At 51.0% G+C, this 19,413-nt stretch carries 17 protein-coding genes; 6 read left to right on the top strand and 11 right to left on the bottom strand.

The annotated features are described in order from the left end of the window. Window positions 1-323: 323 nt before the first annotated feature. Entirely contained in the window at window positions 324-1,310 is a 987-nt protein-coding gene (locus tag M8006_RS15710) for a glycosyl transferase family 90 (RefSeq protein WP_250083829.1), read from the bottom strand. 16 nt (window positions 1,311-1,326) lie between these two features. Further along, a complete protein-coding gene (locus M8006_RS15705) occupies window positions 1,327-2,355 on the bottom strand; it encodes a glycosyltransferase family 4 protein (RefSeq protein ID WP_250083826.1) in 1,029 nt (342 codons plus the stop codon). 80 nt (window positions 2,356-2,435) lie between these two features. Between M8006_RS15705 and M8006_RS15700 the strand changes: the two genes are divergently transcribed. Then, window positions 2,436-3,179: a glycosyltransferase family 2 protein gene (locus M8006_RS15700; RefSeq protein ID WP_250083825.1), complete on the top strand. Its 744-nt coding sequence runs from the start codon at window positions 2,436-2,438 to the stop codon at window positions 3,177-3,179. Between the two features lie 45 nt (window positions 3,180-3,224). Then, window positions 3,225-4,481, top strand: coding sequence for an O-antigen ligase family protein (locus M8006_RS15695; protein ID WP_250083822.1), 1,257 nt, complete (start codon window positions 3,225-3,227; stop codon window positions 4,479-4,481). Here M8006_RS15695 and M8006_RS15690 read toward each other — a convergent pair. The 7 genes from M8006_RS15690 to pseB are packed head-to-tail and all read right to left on the bottom strand — an operon-like array spanning window position 4,467 to window position 11,023. Continuing rightward, window positions 4,467-5,483, bottom strand: a complete 1,017-nt coding sequence (locus M8006_RS15690) for a polysialyltransferase family glycosyltransferase (protein ID WP_250083820.1) — start codon at window positions 5,481-5,483, stop codon at window positions 4,467-4,469. The genes M8006_RS15695 and M8006_RS15690 overlap by 15 nt on opposite strands. Beyond that, on the bottom strand, window positions 5,484-6,530 hold the full coding sequence (gene pseI, locus M8006_RS15685) for a pseudaminic acid synthase (protein ID WP_250083819.1): 1,047 nt from the start codon (window positions 6,528-6,530) through the stop codon (window positions 5,484-5,486). Between the two features lie 6 nt (window positions 6,531-6,536). After that, window positions 6,537-7,055, bottom strand: a complete 519-nt coding sequence (gene pseH, locus M8006_RS15680) for a UDP-4-amino-4,6-dideoxy-N-acetyl-beta-L-altrosamine N-acetyltransferase (protein ID WP_250083818.1) — start codon at window positions 7,053-7,055, stop codon at window positions 6,537-6,539. Continuing rightward, a complete protein-coding gene (gene pseG / locus M8006_RS15675) occupies window positions 7,052-8,167 on the bottom strand; it encodes a UDP-2,4-diacetamido-2,4,6-trideoxy-beta-L-altropyranose hydrolase (protein WP_250083817.1) in 1,116 nt (371 codons plus the stop codon). The genes pseH and pseG overlap by 4 nt, the downstream gene beginning before the upstream one ends. Then, the gene (gene pseF / locus M8006_RS15670; RefSeq protein WP_250083816.1) at window positions 8,164-8,862 is read right to left on the bottom strand and encodes a pseudaminic acid cytidylyltransferase; all 699 of its coding nucleotides are present in this window, start codon (window positions 8,860-8,862) and stop codon (window positions 8,164-8,166) included. Before pseF ends, pseG begins: the two co-directional genes overlap by 4 nt. Next, complete coding sequence (gene pseC / locus M8006_RS15665) at window positions 8,859-10,025, bottom strand: UDP-4-amino-4,6-dideoxy-N-acetyl-beta-L-altrosamine transaminase (protein ID WP_250083815.1); 1,167 nt, start codon at window positions 10,023-10,025, stop codon at window positions 8,859-8,861. Before pseC ends, pseF begins: the two co-directional genes overlap by 4 nt. Continuing rightward, window positions 10,025-11,023, bottom strand: coding sequence for a UDP-N-acetylglucosamine 4,6-dehydratase (inverting) (pseB, locus tag M8006_RS15660; protein WP_250083814.1), 999 nt, complete (start codon window positions 11,021-11,023; stop codon window positions 10,025-10,027). Before pseB ends, pseC begins: the two co-directional genes overlap by 1 nt. Window positions 11,024-11,185: 162 nt before the next feature. Here pseB and M8006_RS15655 point away from each other — a divergent pair, with 162 nt between their 5' ends. Both M8006_RS15655 and M8006_RS15650 read left to right on the top strand, forming a co-directional pair. Next, window positions 11,186-12,556 (top strand): UDP-glucose dehydrogenase family protein, encoded by a 1,371-nt coding sequence (locus tag M8006_RS15655; RefSeq protein ID WP_250083812.1) that lies wholly within the window; start codon window positions 11,186-11,188, stop codon window positions 12,554-12,556. Next, a complete protein-coding gene (locus tag M8006_RS15650) occupies window positions 12,544-14,205 on the top strand; it encodes a sulfatase-like hydrolase/transferase (RefSeq protein ID WP_250083810.1) in 1,662 nt (553 codons plus the stop codon). Before M8006_RS15655 ends, M8006_RS15650 begins: the two co-directional genes overlap by 13 nt. Here M8006_RS15650 and waaF read toward each other — a convergent pair. Together waaF and rfaD are read right to left on the bottom strand one after the other, a co-directional pair. Beyond that, window positions 14,194-15,228: a lipopolysaccharide heptosyltransferase II gene (waaF, locus tag M8006_RS15645; protein ID WP_250083808.1), complete on the bottom strand. Its 1,035-nt coding sequence runs from the start codon at window positions 15,226-15,228 to the stop codon at window positions 14,194-14,196. The genes M8006_RS15650 and waaF overlap by 12 nt on opposite strands. Beyond that, the gene (gene rfaD / locus M8006_RS15640) at window positions 15,221-16,177 is read right to left on the bottom strand and encodes an ADP-glyceromanno-heptose 6-epimerase (protein WP_250083806.1); all 957 of its coding nucleotides are present in this window, start codon (window positions 16,175-16,177) and stop codon (window positions 15,221-15,223) included. Before rfaD ends, waaF begins: the two co-directional genes overlap by 8 nt. A gap of 124 nt (window positions 16,178-16,301) precedes the next feature. On the opposite strand from rfaD, the gene glyQ reads away from it, so the two are divergent. Continuing rightward, window positions 16,302-17,273: a glycine--tRNA ligase subunit alpha gene (gene glyQ / locus M8006_RS15635; RefSeq protein ID WP_250083804.1), complete on the top strand. Its 972-nt coding sequence runs from the start codon at window positions 16,302-16,304 to the stop codon at window positions 17,271-17,273. Then, complete coding sequence (gene glyS / locus M8006_RS15630) at window positions 17,273-19,339, top strand: glycine--tRNA ligase subunit beta (protein ID WP_250083831.1); 2,067 nt, start codon at window positions 17,273-17,275, stop codon at window positions 19,337-19,339. The genes glyQ and glyS overlap by 1 nt, the downstream gene beginning before the upstream one ends. Window positions 19,340-19,413 lie beyond the last annotated feature (74 nt).

Below are 19,413 nucleotides of genomic sequence, written 5' to 3'. Positions count from 1 at the left end.
GGTACGTCTTCGAAACATTGCCCACGCTCAACGACGACGAGCTCACCACGCTGCTGCCCTGGCACTGGAAGGACACATTACCCGGCTGAGCGACGCCTGCCCAGATGTGGTTAATGGCTCGCTTACAAACTTTTTACAACCGGTATGACGTGCGTGGCATCACCTAGCGCAGACAGCCGCATGATGCAGATGGAGTTGAGCATACATTTTTCATCTTTCATGGAAAAAGCCCTCCTAGCGGTCAACCTTTCAACTATCCAGTAATACTTGTAAATCGCGAACCATCTGATAGCTGCATGCGCATTTTTTCATATATAAATTCACTAATCCCAAAGCTCCAAATTAACAGGTTCTGCCTGTCCAGTTTTTTCAAAAAATTTCTGCAAAACTAGCAAGCCTATCAAGTGCTCTTGACGTGTGTTCATAAACTTTTCCAAGTAAGCGTTAGCATTTCGCACGATATTATTTGCTTCATCGGGGTTTTCGATATAGTACTGTAGTTTTTCTTCTAAATCTGAATAATCACTTGCTAATTCAACATAGTGATACCCTGGAATTAATGTTCCTTCCATAAACCATGTTTCATATTTTGGCTTGGTCATAAAACAAAGCGAGTTAGACCCCATTATCCACTTTAAGTTAGTTGCTACATCGTTACCTTCAATGCTCAGAATAAATTTATATTGAAGCTGTTCTGAGAGAGTCATAAAACCCCGGTGCCAAGGTTTATCTTTGAACTTCGGGTGACTATCCCCAATATCGCAAAGTGGGTGATCATAAAACTGACTTACAAACGCTTGGCGGTGTGGGCGATGACAAGCGCCTCGCCATACCAGTTTACTTCTTTTCTGTTCATACGGGATAGAATCATTGACGAAAAAATAGTGACGAATACGATTAAGCTTTAGCAACACAGAGTGAGCATTGTTTCCTGCAATAGGGCGGCTTTTTAGCAAGGTAGGATGATCAGGCACAGTGCGAATATCACCGGGCAAATAGGAAAAATGTAGTGCAGGGTCGAAGGCCAGCAGATACTTTTTCATATCAATATAGTAGGCCCAGCTTTTTCCTCTGGAAAACTCCCCTATATACGGCGCCTCTACAGGCAAATTTTCCGACAGCGTCAACTTATTATAATAATTTACGCGCCGAGAAATCTCTTGCCTTGTTGAGTTATCGCACATCTTAATCGACTCAAAGAGCGTCTTCTTTTTTTCATCATAGTGGCGTCTAGGTAAGCCAATTTCCGCCATACCCTGAAGATAAAACCGAAGCTTATGGCGATTTTTTTTCCATTTATCGGCCAGCAAAAGAGCCCCCATCACATTACTTAGCAAGTTTATGGTAAATATGGTGATAACTTTCCGCCATTGCCTGTGGGCTATACATATGCAAACGACTGTAAGCGTTTTCCGCCATAGCCGTGCTTGCTTTATGATTATTTTTAGCCTGAATAATGGCATCTTTAAGGGCCGTGGCGTTATTGGCCTCGACTAAAACACCTGTATTATTTTGATGAACTAAATCGGGTATGCCACCCACATCGCTCGCAATAATAGGAACCTTCGCCTGCATCACATCAAGCAGCACCGACCCTAGCCCTTCATTACGCGATGGAAAAACAAACAGATCCAATGCAGGGATAAAATCCCCAATGTTAGGGTGGAATCCTGCCCACACCACATTGGATAGATGCTCACTCTCTTGCTGCAGCGCTTCCTCATCTTCGCCTTTGCCAAAAAAAACAAATAGTAATTCTGGGTGACTTTTTTGCAACTGTCGTGCGGCCTCCAAAACCACCCGCTGCCCTTTATGACGATCCACCAATGCACCAATATGTCCGACGATAAAACGTTCAGGGTAGCGAGTTCGGAACTGCTCAGCGACATGCATGTTAGGTGAAAAATTCGACATGGCACTAGGAATGACCGGGACCGCGTGCTGAGTCCAAGCTACTAGCTGTTCTTTGATCATGGTAGAAATAGCCACACAACAATCCGCGTTGCCGTAGAACCGTCGGTTCATCCACTTATCCTTGACGGGCGTATCGACACGACGCGTCACAACATAAGGTGTACGATACAAACGCTTATGTAACCATGCCCAATGTACTGCTTTCGCTTCGTGCGCATGGACCACTGATACCCTACCTGCCTGTAGGTGACCACTTAGTTGATGGTTCGCGCTCACAAAACTCAGCCGGTCTACCTTCTGCAATTCCTCATGCAGTGGAGAGTCGTGCCGGCATACAAGCGTTTGTGATTCAACACGACTAGCAAGCGCCTGTATAAGCAGTGCTGTCTGTCGTTCGCCACCACGAAATCCTTTAGCAAGATTGACGTGAATAATGTGCAAAAAAAGCCCACCCCAGATATCGTTGACTCAAGTGCTGGTATAATACTCCATCAACCCGCAATAAGAGTAGGACCACCCCCATGCCAGCAGATGTCAGCGTCGTTATCATTACGCGTAATGCTGCTACCACATTGCGTCATACATTAGATGCTATACAAGATTATGACGATGTGGTGGTTTATGATAATGGCTCAACGGACAGTACAGGCGCGATCGTGAAGGAATATGCCAACACCACCCTGCATCAAGGCGAGTTCCTAGGTTTTGGCCCCACCAAAAAACACGCGGTATCGCTTGCAAAACACGATTGGGTGCTTTCCTTAGACGCTGATGAAGCCCCAACCCCAGAGCTAAATGAAGCCATTCAGGCATGGCTGGCTCACGCGGCACCGCAACAGGCAGGTAGCGTTTTACGTGAAAATTGGATGATGGGCCAGCCAGTGCATCATTCGGGCTGGGGCAATGATTGGCTGGTAAGGGTTTTTAACCGCACAGAATGCAATTTCAACGATGCTGTGGTGCATGAGTCTATAAAAACGCTACCTAATACTGAAATTTATAAATTAAAAGGTAAAATAAGGCATCTCGCTATTACTGACCTTGGACAGTTCCTTGAGAAAATAAACCGTTACTCCAGTTTGAGAGCTGATTCCAAAAAACTGAAGCAGTATTCATTTTTTACCATACTATTAAAATCAATATTTGCTTTTATCCGCACCTACTTTCTCAAACTAGGATTCCTAGATGGATGGCGAGGCTTAACGATATCAGTGGCCAATGCTAACGGCGTATTTTGGAAATATGTTAAAAACCACACCAATTAAGATACCGCTGTATTTATTATTATAATGAAAGGAAGCTCGAAAATCATGCAGGCTAGTCATCAAAGTATATCGCACAACTTACAAGAGTGGCAGCGATATATTAGCGAAATATCTATTTTTTTATTAGGCAGCCTAGTCCTAATATTACCTTCTGGTTATTCGATTGGACCGACTATACTTTTCTTATCATCTTTTTACCTCATTATTAAAAGACCTTACCTATCAATAAATAACAACGATTGGGCTATAATAGCAGCACTTGCAGGGTATGCATTAACGATAGTAATTATCAATATATGGCATAATGAACCATCAGCATCTTACGACAAGCCTTTAAGGTTTCTTCTAGCCATTCCTGTTTTACTGTGGCTTCTTGTATATCCTCCTCGGCTTTCTTGGGTTTGGTCTGGCATTATCATCGGGAGCTTAGGCACGGGCGCTTTCGCCTTATATCAAAAAGGTTTTCTCAGCATTGATCGTGCTCACGGGCATACGCAAGCTATTCAGTACGGCAATTTAAGCCTTTTATTAGGCATGTTCTGTTTAGCTGGGCTTGGCTGGGCATCACAGCGAACGCACCGCCACCTCTGGATAGCTCTAATACTGATGGGTGCATTAGGCGGTTTTTTAGCCTCACTACTATCGGGTAGCCGAGGCGGCTGGGTTGGTTTGCCGCTCATGCTGTTAGTCCTTTACCGAGCTTACGGTGATTTTTTTACTACGAGAAAAAAAATCATTGGTAGCACTCTACTTTTAGTTATAGTTATACTTCTCTATCAGATTCCACAAACCGGAGTTCAGTCTCGCGCAGAGCAGGCATTCGAAGATATTCATCTTTATACAAGCGGCGAGAAAACCACAACATCCGTTGGCTTTCGCTTCGATATGTGGAAGGGTGCATTACAGCTGGCATACCAAAAACCGTTTTTAGGATGGGGAGAAAATGAATATCAACCCGGTATGCAGCAAGTCGCATCTGAGGGACTTATTCATCCATTAGCCGCTAGCTTTGGGCATGCCCATAATCAGTTTTTAGACACTTTAGCAAAAAATGGAGTAGTTGGTTTAGCTGCACTCCTACTATTATATTTTTTACCCCTTGGTCATTTTAGTAAATATTTAAAATCAAAAAAAATGAGCCAGCGTTCCATTGCAACATCTGGTGCATTGTTATCAGTTTCATACATCGACTTCAGTCTTACTCAAGGATTTCTTAATCATAACAGCGGAGTAATGATGTATGCATTCTGGGTTGTTATATGGGCAGCCCTTTTACGCCGAAATAACTCATTCACAACTTAATTGAAAGGTGTTTTCTTGCTGCTTTATAAAATCCTCAATAACTAGACTTCTCTGCAATAATAATTTAGATGCTGAGGAAAACTCTCTAATAGAATAAAAGCAAATGGGTATTTCTGGATAGAGTATATGAAGAGTAAAAAGTGCTGTAGAATTAATACCAGCTATTTGACTGTAACTATTTTTCTGCTGCCCTACGATTTTTTCCACGGGCTGTGTATAAGTCATAACTTTTAAATTTTTTATCTCTTTAATTTTATCTAGCGTCTCTTTACTTTCGCTTCTATGCGGCAAATACCAACATTCATTTTTACTTTGAAAAGAAAAGTGTGACACTATATCAAAATATTCTTTATCACTTATTTCTTTATTATCGACAAAGGGCTGCCCGAGAAAAAGATGTTTCTTAGGGATACCAACTAAGCATTCACATGGTTTATCTGATGTCGTTTTTAACACGGAAAGACTGTTTTTCTCACATTTTACATACTCATTGCTAGCCAATGGAAAAAGAGAAAATACGGTGATTGGCCATGGTTTTTTTATCTTCGTTCTTATTCTTAAAAAACTTAAGAATATTGATTTTCCAAACTTTTTCTTTTGATAATCAACCCCTTTTTCAAAAAATTCATGGTAATCAAACAGTGTCATTGTGCCATCATCAACAATAATACGCTCTTCAAACCGCAAATTCGCAAATACAATATTCTGCCACCATGAGGTTAGTTCTCCTGATATGACGGTTTCCCATTTGGTAGGGCGTAGTTTTTTAATCAGGCACTGTAGGTAAAAAAATTTATTTTTATTCTCAAAAATAATTATATCTCCCCAATCACCATAGTCCAGTATAAGTTCGTTCTGGAGGGCCTGCGCGCTGGATGATTTTTTAGAAAACTTAACAACGAGTATTAAATCTTTTTTATATAGCCCTCTCTCCACACATAGCTGACGAAGATTAATGAGCTGCAAAGGTGATGTAATTAACGCAAGATGATGACGCGACATTTACAGCTCCACTTTTTCCAGCGAAACCGGCGTAAAACGCTCAACACTTTTCATCATTTTTTTCCCAATTAATTTCTTTAACATTTTGGGTGGCAAGCCATATCCTGGCCTGACACTTCTTACGGCATTTTCCGTTATAATATCTCCGGCCTTTAAATCCTTGACGAAGTAGAGCGAGCGACGAAACTGGGCATTACCCTGTTCGCTAGACTTTCGGCCATAGTCTACTTGGCCTAGCGCCTGCCAGGCTGTTTTAGCATCCCGACACAAAGCGGCGAGCTCAGCAGGTTCCAATGAAAAGCTGTCATCGGGGCCGCCACCATTGCGGTCAAGGGTAAAGTGCTTTTCGATCAGGCTCGCCCCTAACCCGACGCTGGTAATGGCAGTGATATTATCAATGGTGTGATCAGAAAGCCCCGTTACCAAGCCGTGGCGCTGGATCATGTCGGGAATGGTGCGCAAATTATAATCTTCAGCCGGTGCAGGGTAGCCGCTGACGCAGTGAAGAATTGCGAGTTCCTGACACCCCGCAGCCTTTGCCGCATTAATTGCTTCCTGGATTTCTTCAACATCGGCCATACCGGTGGAGATGATCATAGGTTTACCGGTTTTCGCCACGTATTCGATTAGCGGCACATCAATGGCTTCAAACGAAGCGATCTTGTAAGCGGGCGCGCCGAGGTCTTCGAGCAGATCGACAGCAGTGGTGTCGAAAGGCGAACTGAAGATCGTGATACCGAGCTTGTGCGCGTGCTCGAAAAGTGGCTTGTGCCATTCCCAAGGCATATAGGCTTCTTCGTAAAGCTCATAAAGCGTGCGCCCATCCCACAAACCACCCTTAATCTTAAATTCATCGTTGTCGCAATCAAGCGTGATGGTATCAGGGCGGTAAGTCTGTAGTTTGACGGCATCGGCGCCCGCCTTTGCTGCTTCTTCGATAATCCGTTTCGCCGTTTCAATGCTGCCATTATGGTTGGCCGATAGCTCAGCAATGATATAAGGCGGACAAAAGGGTCCCACTTCACGCCCAGCGATCTGGATAGTCATGGAAAGTTAGACTCCTTGGCAAGCGTGCCATTCGCTATGGAGTAAGCCGTAGCCAATGACGTCATGATAAGTGTGACCATCAAAATGATGGTCGCGTAAATGTGACTCTTGAATGAATCCCAAACGTTCGTGAAAGCGTTGCGAGCGTTTATTGCCGAATAACGCTTCGCCGCATAGCTTGTGCAATTTGAGAACATCGAAGGCATGCTCTAACGCGGTAAAGCCAAGTGCCTGACCGCTACCTTGAATCGCTTCAGGCGAGAGATAGAACCCCCACTCGCCGCGTTGTGCTTCGTTATCCAGTAGCTGAATATTCACAAAGCCAAACGGCTGACCCTTTTGCTCGACGAGCAGCAGATGGCGGTTAGGGTTATCATGGGAACGCTGAAACCAGGCTCGATGCTCTGCCTCACTGATTTCGTGCTGGGTATACATATGGCGGCGCACTTCAGGTGCATTTCGCCACCGCAGTAGCATCGCAAGATCGTCCTCCCGGAGAGGGCGTAACGTCGTTGAATGCATCATGCGCTTACATTCTCTTGAAGCAGGATACGACAGATCGCTTCCCCCCCTTCACCAGACGTCTGCCTCGCTGCGGCGTCGCTCATAGCCTGCAGAGTGTTGGGGTCCTGAAGGGCTACCACTTGGCGATTAAATACATCGGAGTTGAAATGCCCCAAGCAAACTGCTGCCCCTACCTTATCTAAGGCTTGAGCAATCGCTTTCTGGTTTTCCGCTAGCACCAACATCAAAGTAGGCAACCCAAGACAGCAGCGCTCCCAGGAGGTGCTACCGGCGGCGCCGATGGCAATATCCGCTTCTGCCATTCGCCGCGCCATATCATTAACGCTAACCACCACCTCTGTAGGCCATGACAGCGCATTTGCTTTGATTTTGACGTCATCCAGCCAAGGGGCCGTGGCACCCATGATCACGGTAATGCCGCAGTGTTCAGGCAAGCTACAGCCATTGAGCGCTTCCAACACCTGCCCGGTCACGTTGTCTTTGTCGACACCGCCGAGGGTAATCAGCAGGCGCTTGAGTCTCGGCTGCTCACGACGTCGCGTGAGGCTGTCATCGCGCCACTGAGCAAATTCTGAGCGCAGTAGCGCGAACTCAGGACCAATAAGGCAGTGACATTGCGCAGGTACTAACGTCGTATAATCTTCCATGTTTCGCCCAAGATTCTGATCCAGCAGTACGTCGGCCAGATGCTCTCGGTCGGCCAGGTCGTCAATGGCTAACAATCGCGTATTGACAGGGCAAGTCGCCCCTTCCCAGCGGGTATCTAACGCGTAGTGGTCTACCACCAGCCAATCCGGCGCAAAAGTTTCAAGAATAGAACGGCAGTCCTCAGCATCATTTTGCCATGGTACGCCCAGCCAATGGGCGTGGTAAGGCAATGCGGTATCTTCAGTAGAAACAAACGTTTTTATCTCCACCGACGGGTCATATTTAAGCCGGTATACCTGAAAGCCTTGCTCTTCTATCTGTTCAATTAAATGACCTTTATGCTCACGGCAAAGAAAGTGACATTCACCACCTTGCTCACGTAGCGCATTAGCCAGTGTCAAACAACGCATGACGTGACCGGTACCGATCTCGACAGAGGCATCAACGCGAAAGACGATTTTCATTGTGCCTCTGCCTCCATGGCCCTGAAAAGCCATTCGGCGCGCTGCCAATCTTCTGGGGTATCGATATCTTGCACGCGGTGGCGCGGTAAAATTACGGGCACCGCGCGTTCCGAGAACAATGGCTGGCCGGTGAGCCATGCGCCGGCGCAGCCCCAGTAAAACTGCCCGGCATCGTGCCAAGCGTCTTCCAAGTCCTGGGAACGTATAGTGAAGTTTTCCGGCTGAAACATGGTGACTCGCCCACTTTGTGTAAGGCGTAGCGCACGCTGAATAGGAAACGCATAACTGGTCACGGAAAACGCATAGTCAGCACCTGACTGCCGCAAAGCCTGCAAGCCACGCTGCAAGTCGTCAAGCTGCACAAAAGGCGCTGTGGCGTACACGCAGCACACGGTTTCCGGTGCCGGGCCATTATCGCTGAGCCACTGCACGCTATGGGCTATCACCGGAATAGTGCCAGTATGATCGTCTGACAAAGAAACCGGACGAATAAAAGGTGTTTCCGCCCCCCATTTGCGCGCCACAGCGGCAATCTCTTCATCATCGGTCGAAACAATAACGCGATCGAAGCAACGACTTGCCAACGCCGCCTCGATGGACCAAGCAATCATAGGCTTGCCACAGAACGGCTTGATATTCTTGCGTGGTATACGCTTACTACCGCCCCGAGCGGGAATGATGGCAACGGTTGTCACAGCTTATCTCCCAACACGCTGTTCAAAACGTAAATCACCTCATCCTGCTGCGACTCGCTCATGGTTGGGTACATTGGCAAGCTGATCGCCTCGCGGTAGTACTGCATCGCTTCTGGAAAGTCTTCGGGTTTAAAGCCCATAGCCTGATAATACGGCTGAGTGTGCACAGGGATATAGTGCAAGTTCACCCCAATGCCTCGCTCGTGCAACGCTTCAAATACGTGTCGGTGCGTTTGGTTGATGGCATTCAGTTCCAGGCGGATCACATACAGGTGCAAGCCCGAATAACTGTCCGGGTGTTGCCAAGGCAGGATTACCGGCAATTCTTTCAGCAGTTCGTCGTAGCGTTTAGCCAGCTCATGGCGGCGGACGACAAACGCATCCAGCCGGTCCATCTGACTTACGCCCAATGCAGCCTGTAGCTCTGTCATGCGGTAGTTGAAGCCAAGCTCCACCTGCTGGTAGTACCAAGGGCCGTCCGCTTTATGCGTCATCAGCGCTGGATCGCGGGTAATACCATGGCTGCGCAGCAAATTCATGCGGCTAGCCAGGTTATTATCATTGGTCAGCGCCATGCCGCCTTCGGCGGTAGTGATGATTTTTACCGGGTGAAAGCTGAATACGGTAATATCGCTATAGTGGCCGTTGCCGATAAATTCGCCTTGGTATTTACCACCAATGGCGTGCGAGGCGTCTTCAATGATATGAAAACCATAGCGCAGGCTGAGTGCGTGAAGTGCCTGCATATCGCTTGGTTGGCCGCATAAATGCACGGCAACGACGACCTTAGGCAAACGCCCTTCTTTCTCAGCTTTTGCTAACTTAACTGCCAACGTCTTCGGGCAAAGGTTATAGGTGCGCGGATCAATGTCGACAAAATCCACCTGCGCACCGCAGTAAAGTCCGCAGTTAGCCGAAGCAACAAACGTGATTGGCGAGGTCCACAGCCAGTCGCCTTCGCCTAGCCCGAGCGCTAGGCACGCGAGGTGTAATGCCGACGTAGCACTGTTCACAGCTAACGCATGTTTGGCGCCTACGTGCTGTGCCACGGCTTTTTCAAAGCGTGGTACCTGCGGCCCCTGGGTGAGAAAGTCAGATTCCAATACCGATACCACAGCGTCGATATCCGCTTGGGTGATCTCTTGGCGACCATAGGGAATCATTAAATGGCTCCGATTTTCTCGCGGTTCTCATCGACCCAGGCTTGTAGTTCAGCGTCTGTCATCCATTCGCTATTATTATCACTGGCGTAAACGAAATCTTCGGGTACTTTCTTGCCATCCTTGATGCGGTTAGCATCTTTATCCCAGCTGTTGATTTGCGGCAGGATCTTGAAGTGCTCAGGGTATTCGTAGGTGTAATAAGCATCTTCGGCGCTGATCATTTGCTCGTGCAGCTTCTCGCCGGGGCGAATACCAACGATTTCCTGCTTAGCCTCAGGAGCAATCACCCGCGCCAAGTCTGTCACCCTCATCGACGGAATCTTTTTAACGTAGATTTCGCCGCCTTCCATGTCTTCAAACGCGTGCCACACCAGCTCAACGCCCTCTTCCAGCGAGATCATAAAGCGCGTCATGCGCTCGTCGGTGATCGGCAGCACACCTTTGTCCTTGATCGACATGAAGAAGGGAATCACCGAACCGCGCGAGCCCATGACATTGCCATAACGCACCACGGCAAAGCGCGTAGGGTTATGACCGGCATAGTGATTACCCGCCACGAACAGTTTGTCGGAAGTTAGTTTAGTCGCACCGTAAAGATTAATCGGGCTGCTGGCCTTATCAGTCGAAAGCGCCACCAGTTTTTTTACCCCTTTATCGATACAGGCATCGACCAGATTCATGGCACCCATCACATTGGTCTTGATGCACTCGAAGGGGTTGTACTCGGCCGTTGGCACAATCTTCGTTGCCGCTGCATGAACGACGTAATCCACACCGTCTAACGCGCGATAAAGACGATCGCGGTCGCGTACGTCACCAATGAAGAAGCGAACACGAGGATCTCCCTCAAACTTTTTTGCCATCTCCCACTGCTTCATTTCATCACGAGAAAAAATGATAACTTTTTTAGGGTTGTAGCGTTCCAGCAGCATGGGGATAAACGTATGCCCGAAGGAGCCCGTTCCTCCTGTTATCAAAATAGACGCTTGATTAAACATATAAAATTCCCTTACTACCCTGGGTACACGTTATAAGAACTGTCAGCTGGAACAACACAACACGTCCTGGCTTGGCGGGTTCCGCTCTGCAGTTCGTGCCTTTAATTACGCTCATGATAAGCTCTCCTACAACTCAACGATAGCGCAACACAGCGAGTCACTATGAACATCAGCGTTTTTGGTACGGGGTACGTCGGCCTGGTCGCGGGAGCGTGCTTAGCGGACGTAGGTCATCAAGTGATCTGCATGGATATCAACGCCGAGCGTATTGCTCTCTTGGAAGCCGGTGAAATTCCCATTTATGAGCCGGGCCTGACAGAGCTCGTCGCGCAGAACGTGGCTACCGGGCGTTTGCGCTTTACCACTGATACCGCAAAAGCTGTGAAAGAGAGCGAGCTTCTGTTTATTGCCGTGGGCACGCCGCCGGATGAAGATGGCAGTGCAGATCTTCGTCATGTGCTCGCCGTCGCGCGCAGCATCGGCGAGTACATGGATGATTACAAGCTGGTGATCGATAAATCCACTGTACCGGTAGGTACGGCTGAGAAAGTACAGGCCGCCATCGCTGACGCGCTTAACGCGCGCGATTTATCGCTTGATGTTGATGTTTGCTCCAACCCCGAGTTCATGAAGGAAGGCGCGGCAATTGAAGACTTTACCCGCGGCGCGAGGATTGTGGTCGGTACCGATAGCGAGCACGTTGAAGCGCGTATGCGCGCCTGTTATGCGCCGTATAACCGTAACCACGATAAGTTAATGTTTATGAGCGTGCGCGCGGCTGAGCTGACTAAGTACGCTGCTAACGCCATGCTGGCCACTAAAATCAGCTTTATGAACGAGATGGCGAACTTAGCCGAGCGCCTCGAGGTGGATGTAGAAGAGGTACGCCGTGGTATCGGCAGCGATCCGCGTATTGGCTACCATTTTATTTACCCCGGCTGTGGTTACGGCGGCTCTTGCTTTCCTAAAGATGTACAAGCGCTTGAGCGTACCGCGCGGGAATACGGCTATCATCCCGCGCTTTTGAGCGCCGTCGAGCAGGTAAACTATCAGCAAAAGCAGACGCTATTCACCAAGCTACAGCGCACGCTAGGCGACGTTATTGGCAAAACAATTGCCGTTTGGGGTCTAGCATTTAAACCTAACACCGACGATATGCGCGAAGCGCCCAGTCGCGAATTGATGGAAGCCCTGTGGGCTGTCGGAGCTAAGGTGCAAGCCTACGATCCAGAAGCGATGGCGGAGTGCCGGCGACTCTATGGCGACCGCCACGATCTGATTCTCACCTTTGACCGTATCCAAGCCATTAAAGGCGCCGATGCGCTCGTAATCTGCACCGAGTGGAAAGCGTTTCGTAGCGTAGATTTCACTTGGCTCGCGGGCGAGTTGAGCGAAAAGCTGGTGATAGATGGCCGTAACCTCTACGACGTAGGGGATATGACCGCGGCAGGCTTGCGCTATGTGGGTGTTGGGCGTAACAATTTACGATTGGTCAACGCTACCTACTCGTCAGGAGAGCCATGCCGCGATTAACGTTACCCCAGCCATCTACTTGGATGCCGATCGCCGCGATCAGCCTAAGTCTTGGCTATACCATCGCCACGCTAACGTCTTTACCTTGGTGGTCGCTATTCCTTTTTGCCGCCGCTGGGGTATGGCTGGGCACGCGTTTTCACTTAGGGCAACCGCGTTTTCGTCGTTACCGCAAGGTATGGCCGTGGTCCCTACTGCCGCTGTGTCTTTGGGGACTTTACGTTTACCTGGCGGATAGCTTTGGCAAACTCGATCTCGGTGCGGTATTTTTTCACCTGCAAGCGGGAATGTCGGATCACGGTGGCACAGGGCGTATGGTTGCAGCCGCAGTGTATACGCTCTGCATGCTTGGCGTGCTGCTAGCGTTTACGTGGCTGACCCGCAACGACTGGCGCTGGCGGCGAGTAGATCCGCTTCTTGCCGTGATACTAATCGCGTCGAACCCGCTGATTTTGGGTCTGGGCCAGCGTAGTGCGGTTGTCGTGACCGACGATGGCGGCTGGCTAGAGCGACGCTATGTCACACCGCGTGTTCAAGCACAAGACGACCCGCCAAACCTAGTGCTGCTCTACCTTGAAAGCATCGAGCGTACTTACGGCGCTCCAGTTTTTGGCGACGCCTACGATGATCTTGAAGCGCTCGGCGAACGCGGCGTGGTGTTTGAGGGTATTCGCCAAATCGCCAACACTGGCTGGACCATGGCCGGCATGATTGCAAGCCAGTGCGGTACGCCGCTAATGCCGGCGGGGCTTTTACACGACCGTCAATTTGAGCCACTTTCCGCCGTTGTGCCCGGCGTTAACTGCTTAGGTGACGTGCTTTCTGAGCAGGGCTACCGCCTGACTTATCTAGGCGGTGCCAGTATCGAGTTCGCAGGGAAAGGGCTGTTTTATAATGGTCACGGTTTTCAAAATGTGTATGGCCTAAAAGAGCTACAACCTCAGCTCGATGACGAAACGTACGTCAACGACTGGGGGCTTTTCGACGATACGCTTTACGAATTCACCCTGAACGAAATTGAGCGCTTAGAGGCAGAAAGCGACTCACCCTGGGGGATCGTGAACTTAAGCATTACCGGCCACGCGCCTAGTGGCTACCCAGCGCGGCGCTGCCGTGAACGCCAAGGCGAATGGGATGGTGAAGATATCCTCTATTCAGTTGAATGTTCAGCATGGCTGGCACGCGATTTTGTCGAGCGCTTAGAGGCCAAAGGGCTGTTGGATAATACCGTCGTCGCCATCGTCAGCGACCATTTAACCATGCGCGTTTCTGCATGGGACACGTTGGAAACCTTACCTCGGGAAAACACCTTTATATTGCTTGGCAACGACCTTGAGCCGCAGCATATTTCCCGCGAGGCCTCAACGCTGGATATATTCCCTACGCTATTAGACGCATTGGGCTACCCGGCTAAAAATCACCAAGCTGGGCTGGGTGCCTCACTGCTGGATGACACAACCTCAACGTTGCTTGAGCGTCATGGCGAGGAGGCTATCAACCGCCGCTTGCATGAAGAAAGTGCCTTGCAACAGCGGCTTTGGGATGGGCTTTCACCACACCAGCACAAGACGCCACCCCGCCCCAAGCCAGCCGAACAAGGGCTAGAAAACCCCAGCGACAGCACCGACGAAATAAACCTAGAGCTTTAAGCGTTCGCCAGTATCCGCTGACACCGCCTGATAAAGCGTTTCAGCATGCATTTGATTAAGGCAGTTGGTGTGTCCTAGCGGGCACTCGCGCTTGAAGCAAGGCGAACACTCAAGGGCGAGATAATGGATATGAGCGTTACTTGTCAGCGGCGGTGTGTAGCCTGGCGAGGACGAACCATAGATCGCCTGTACCCGCGTGCCGACTGCGGCGGCAACGTGCATCAATCCAGAGTCATTGGTCACCACTTGGCGGCAATCAGCGAGCAAGTCGACCACATCGGCCAGTGCCGTTTTGCCACATAGGTTATGCGCTTGCGAAACCCCGTGGACGATCTCCTGCCCCGCGGCATGGTCCTTGGGACCGCCAAAAATACGCACTTCAAAACCATCGTCCACCAGCCGCTTGGCCAGGGTGTGAAAGTACGCTAAAGGCCACTGCTTAGCGGGACCATACTCAGCGCCTGGCATCAGGCCAATCGCAGGGCGCGATGACAGCGCATGCGTAATGCGTAAATTGACGAGGTTATCGCAGTCAATCTCAAGGCGCGGCTGAGGAATGGCAAACTGCCCGCTTGCTGCTTCGTCTTCGGGTAGCCCGAGCGAAACGAAACGCTTCACCGTTTGATCTAGCACCTGCTTATCAAGCTTACGTCGCTCTTTCAGCAGGCCGTAGCGCTGCTCGCCCAGAAAGCCAATGCGCTCGGGTATGCGGGCAAGAAACGGTACCAGCGCCGCCTTCCACGAGCGCGGTAGCACAATTGCGCGGTCAAAGCGGCCTTTCAGTCGGTTGGCAAGTTCTCGCCGGGTAGCGAGCCCGAACTCGCCATGACTGACCGACAGCGGCAGCACTTCGTCCACCTCCGGCATGCGCGCAAGAATCGGCTGCGACCAGGCGGGCGCCACCACGCCCAGCGTTGCGCCAGGATAGCGCTGTTTTAGGGTGATAAATAAGCTCTGGGCCATCACCATATCCCCCACCCATGAGGGACCAATCACCAATAGGCGTTTTGCCGGCTCATTCATTAAGCCACTCCAGGTACGCCTTCACCCCCTGGGCGACGGTTTTGAATTCTATATCGCAGCCGGTCTCGCGCAGTTTGGCAATATCCGCCCGCGTATAGCTTTGATAACGCCCTTTTAGCTCTCCAGGAAAATCAATGTAGTGGATCTCGCCGTTACCGTAGTAGTCGATGACGGCGTCGCCAATGGCTTTAAACGGCTCCGCCCGGCCAGTGCCCAAATTAAAAATACCGGACTTCTCTGGATGATCGAGGAACCACAGGTTCACATCCACCACGTCGCCCACATAGACAAAATCGCGACTTTGCATGCCAGCATCGTAGCCGTCGTAAGCACCGAATAGCTTTAGCGTCTCACCGTTACGCACTTGCAGGTGATTGTGGTAGGCAACGCTTGCCATCTTGCCTTTGTGTTGCTCTCGCGGACCGTAGACATTGAAGTAACGAAAACCAACGACTTGAGTGGTTAGCTCCTCCCAACGGGCACGCACGTGCTGATCGAAAAGCAGTTTCGAGTAGCCGTAGACGTTAAGCGGTTTCTCGAACGCCGGCGCTTCTTTAAACACGCTGCTGCCGCCGTAGGTGGCGGCTGACGAGGCGTAGAGAAAGGGAATACCAAACTTTTCACAAAAATTGAGCAACACCTTGGAGTACTCGTAGTTATTCTCGAGCATAAACCGCCCGTCCCACTCAGTCGTATCTGAGCAGGCACCCTCGTGAAAAACCGCTTCGATCCGAGGAAGATCAACCGGCTCGCCCTGCATCGCGGCTTTTACTCGCTGAATAAACGCTTCTTTATCCAGATAATCGGTTAACGTGCAGTCGGCTACGTTAACGAACTTGGTCCCGTCACGCAGGTCATCGACCACCATGACATCGGTGCGCCCGCGCGCATTCAGTGCTTTTACAATATTGGCACCGATGAAACCGGCACCGCCTGTCACGACGATCATCACACTCTCCTTAACAAGTAACCTGTACTGACTTACGGCCTATGTCGGCCTGCGCCTATAACCTATCTGCTTGGGATTGTATACTTGACGCCTTCTGAATTCATGGCCAATGGTGCTTTTCCCGATGAGTGTTTCAAGTCATAGCTCGACACCAGGCGTGTCGACCTTTCAAGGATTAATCCTTGCGCTGCAGCAGTACTGGGCTGAGCAAGGCTGCGTTGTACTTCAGCCACTGGATATGGAAGTGGGCGCCGGTACCTTTCATCCGTCGACGTTCCTTCGCGCCATTGGCCCTGAGACGTGGAACGCGGCTTACGTTCAGCCATCACGCCGCCCCACCGATGGTCGCTACGGTGAAAACCCCAATCGCCTGCAGCACTACTATCAGTTTCAGGTGGTGATGAAACCCTCCCCGAGCAACTTGCAGGATCTTTACCTCGGCTCACTTAAGCGCTTAGGGCTGGATCCGCTGATTCACGATGTGCGCTTTGTCGAGGATAACTGGGAATCGCCCACGCTCGGCGCTTGGGGCCTGGGCTGGGAAGTATGGCTCAACGGCATGGAGGTGACTCAGTTCACCTACTTCCAGCAAGCGGGCGGCATTGAGTGCTACCCCGTTACCGGCGAGCTCACTTACGGCATTGAGCGGATCGCCATGTACTTGCAGGATGTAGACAGCGTTTACGACCTGGTCTGGACCACCGCCCCCGACGGCAGCAAAGTCACTTACGGTGACGTTTACCTGCAAAACGAGCGCGAACAATCCGCCTATAACTTTGAGCACGCGGATGTCGAACAGCTATTCAAATCGTTCGATCATCAGGAAAAAGAGTGCGGAAAACTGCTAGACGTAAACCTGCCACTGCCGGCTTACGAGCAAGTGCTTAAAGCGTCGCACACGTTTAATTTACTCGATGCCCGCCACGCCATCTCGGTAACCGAGCGGCAACGCTTTATTCTGCGCGTGCGCACCATGGCGCGCGACGTAGCGCAAGCCTACTTCGAATCGCGCAAAGCCGCAGGCTTCCCTATGGCGCCGGACGCACTGCGACGTGAACTGTTAAACGAACCCTCCGACGCTCAGGGAGATGCATGATGGCCGTTAATACGCTTTTACTCGAACTTGGCGCCGAAGAGCTTCCTCCCACAGCGCTGGATGCGCTCTCAGACGCGTTTGCCAGCGGTATTCAGCGCGGCCTACAAGACGCGGAAATTCCCTTCAAAAGCGTTGAGGCCTTCGCTACGCCGCGACGGCTCGCCGTTCGTGTTGCCGACCTGGCCGACAAACAGCCTGATCGCGACGTTGAAAAGCGTGGCCCGGCGCTGGCCGCTGCCTTCAAAGATGGCCAGCCGACCAAGGCCGCAGAAGGCTTTGCTCGTTCCTGCGGTGTCAATGTCGATGAACTCATTCACCTAGAGACCGACAAAGGCACTTGGCTAGGCTACCGCGAACAGCAGACCGGTGAGACCGTCCAGGCGCTACTGCCGGAGATCCTGCGCAAAGCCATTGCCGCGCTACCCGTTCCCAAAAACATGCGTTGGGGCACGTCACGGGTCGAATTTTCCCGCCCGGTACACTGGCTAGTCGCGCTTTACGGCAGCGATGTGATCGCTGCAGAGGCCCTCGGCCTGGAAGCCAGCCACACCACTTACGGCCATCGCTTTCATGCACCCGGTGCCATTCAGCTCGCTCACGCGGATGATTACCTGAGCGCGTTAGACAATGCCTACGTACTGGCCGAACGCGCTCAGCGCCGCGAGCGGATTCGCGAGCAGGTACTCGCCGAAGCTGAAGTGCAAGACGCCACCGCCGTCATTGATGAAGACCTTCTAGTTGAAGTCAGCGGTTTGGTGGAGTGGCCGGTTGCCCTTACCGGTAGCTTCGATGAGCGCTTTCTGGAGGTACCGGCAGAGTGCTTGATCTCATCGATGAAGGCCAACCAGAAGTACTTCCACCTGCTGGATGAAAACGGCAACCTCATGCCGCTTTTTATCACCATCGCCAATATTGAAAGTCTCGACCCGGATCAAGTCATTCAGGGCAACGAGAAAGTCATCCGCCCACGCCTGGCCGATGCCGCTTTCTTCTACGACACTGACCGCAAGCAGACGCTGGCTAGCCGCCTACCGGCACTTGAGGGCGTAGTCTTTCAGCAAAAACTTGGCACGCTGGCAGATAAAGCCCGTCGCAGCGAAACCGTTGCCGGCTATATTGCCGAGCATATTGGCGGCGATGTGGCATCAGCGAAGCGAGCCACGCAGCTAGCTAAGTGTGATCTCGTCACCGAAATGGTACTCGAATTCCCCGAGCTTCAGGGGGTTATGGGCCGCTATTATGCTGAGCAGGACGGCGAGCCCGCTGAGGTAGCCAAAGCGATTGAGGAACAGTACCTACCCCGCTTCGCTACCGATGCGATTCCGTTTACGGTTACCGGTAAGGCACTGGCCCTCGCGGACCGTCTTGACACCTTGGTGGGTATTTTTGGTATCGGTCAGCGCCCGACCGGCGCGAAAGATCCCTTTGCTTTGCGTCGGGCATCTATCGGCGTATTGAATATCTTGATCAAGGGCGAGCTCAACCTCGACCTGCGCGAGCTTTTGACTTGCGCCGCCGAGCAACATCAAAACCTGCCTAAAGCAGAAGGTTTAGTTGATGATGTGCTGACTTATATGCTCAACCGTTTCCGTGCGTGGGGGCAGGAAGAAGGCATTACCGCCGAGATGTATCTCGCAGTGCGTGCCCGCCCGGTGACTAAGCCGCTCGATTTTGCCCGCCGCCTACGCGCGGTTAAAGCCTTCGCCCAGCGCGAAGAGGCCACTGCGCTTGCCGCCGCCAACAAGCGGGTTTCCAATATCTTGGCCAAGCAAGCGCACGATGGCAGTACTCAGGTTAACGGCGAGCTGTTAAGCGAAAAAGCCGAAAAAGCGTTATTCCACGCGCTCTCTACCAGCCGTGATAGCGTTGCCCCGCTGTTTGCCGAAGGCCACTACATGGAAGCGCTAGACGCGCTAGCCACGCTGCGCGAACCGGTGGATAATTTCTTCGATCAGGTGATGGTGATGGCGGATGATGAAGCCGTACGTCAAAATCGTCTTGCGCTACTCGCCAACTTGCAGGCGCTGTTCCTAGACGTCGCGGATATTTCCGAGCTGCCGCAGTAAGCTAACGCTTCTAAAAAGCCACATACTCAGCCCGGCAAAAGCCGGGCTTTTTTATCGTTTGTTATCCCTCAATG

The sequence above is a fragment of the Halomonas llamarensis genome (assembly GCF_023555005.1).
GTDB classification, from domain to species: Bacteria; Pseudomonadota; Gammaproteobacteria; order Pseudomonadales; family Halomonadaceae; genus Vreelandella; species Vreelandella llamarensis.
Note: the sequence above shows the minus strand (reverse complement) of the source record. Positions and strands in the feature narration are given on the sequence as shown.

Coding starts and splice junctions, on each gene's coding strand:
- M8006_RS15650 (WP_250083810.1), top strand. CDS start 12,544: ATGCCGCGATTAACGTTACCCCAGCCATCTACTTGGATGCCGATCGCC.
- waaF (WP_250083808.1), bottom strand. CDS start 15,228: ATGAATGAGCCGGCAAAACGCCTATTGGTGATTGGTCCCTCATGGGTG.
- rfaD (WP_250083806.1), bottom strand. CDS start 16,177: ATGATCGTCGTGACAGGCGGTGCCGGTTTCATCGGTGCCAATATTGTA.
- glyQ (WP_250083804.1), top strand. CDS start 16,302: ATGAGTGTTTCAAGTCATAGCTCGACACCAGGCGTGTCGACCTTTCAA.
- pseC (WP_250083815.1), bottom strand. CDS start 10,025: ATGATTCCCTATGGTCGCCAAGAGATCACCCAAGCGGATATCGACGCT.
- M8006_RS15655 (WP_250083812.1), top strand. CDS start 11,186: ATGAACATCAGCGTTTTTGGTACGGGGTACGTCGGCCTGGTCGCGGGA.
- pseI (WP_250083819.1), bottom strand. CDS start 6,530: ATGACTATCCAGATCGCTGGGCGTGAAGTGGGACCCTTTTGTCCGCCT.
- pseH (WP_250083818.1), bottom strand. CDS start 7,055: ATGATGCATTCAACGACGTTACGCCCTCTCCGGGAGGACGATCTTGCG.
- pseB (WP_250083814.1), bottom strand. CDS start 11,023: ATGTTTAATCAAGCGTCTATTTTGATAACAGGAGGAACGGGCTCCTTC.
- M8006_RS15700 (WP_250083825.1), top strand. CDS start 2,436: ATGCCAGCAGATGTCAGCGTCGTTATCATTACGCGTAATGCTGCTACC.
- pseG (WP_250083817.1), bottom strand. CDS start 8,167: ATGAAAATCGTCTTTCGCGTTGATGCCTCTGTCGAGATCGGTACCGGT.
- M8006_RS15690 (WP_250083820.1), bottom strand. CDS start 5,483: ATGTCGCGTCATCATCTTGCGTTAATTACATCACCTTTGCAGCTCATT.
- glyS (WP_250083831.1), top strand. CDS start 17,273: ATGGCCGTTAATACGCTTTTACTCGAACTTGGCGCCGAAGAGCTTCCT.
- M8006_RS15695 (WP_250083822.1), top strand. CDS start 3,225: ATGCAGGCTAGTCATCAAAGTATATCGCACAACTTACAAGAGTGGCAG.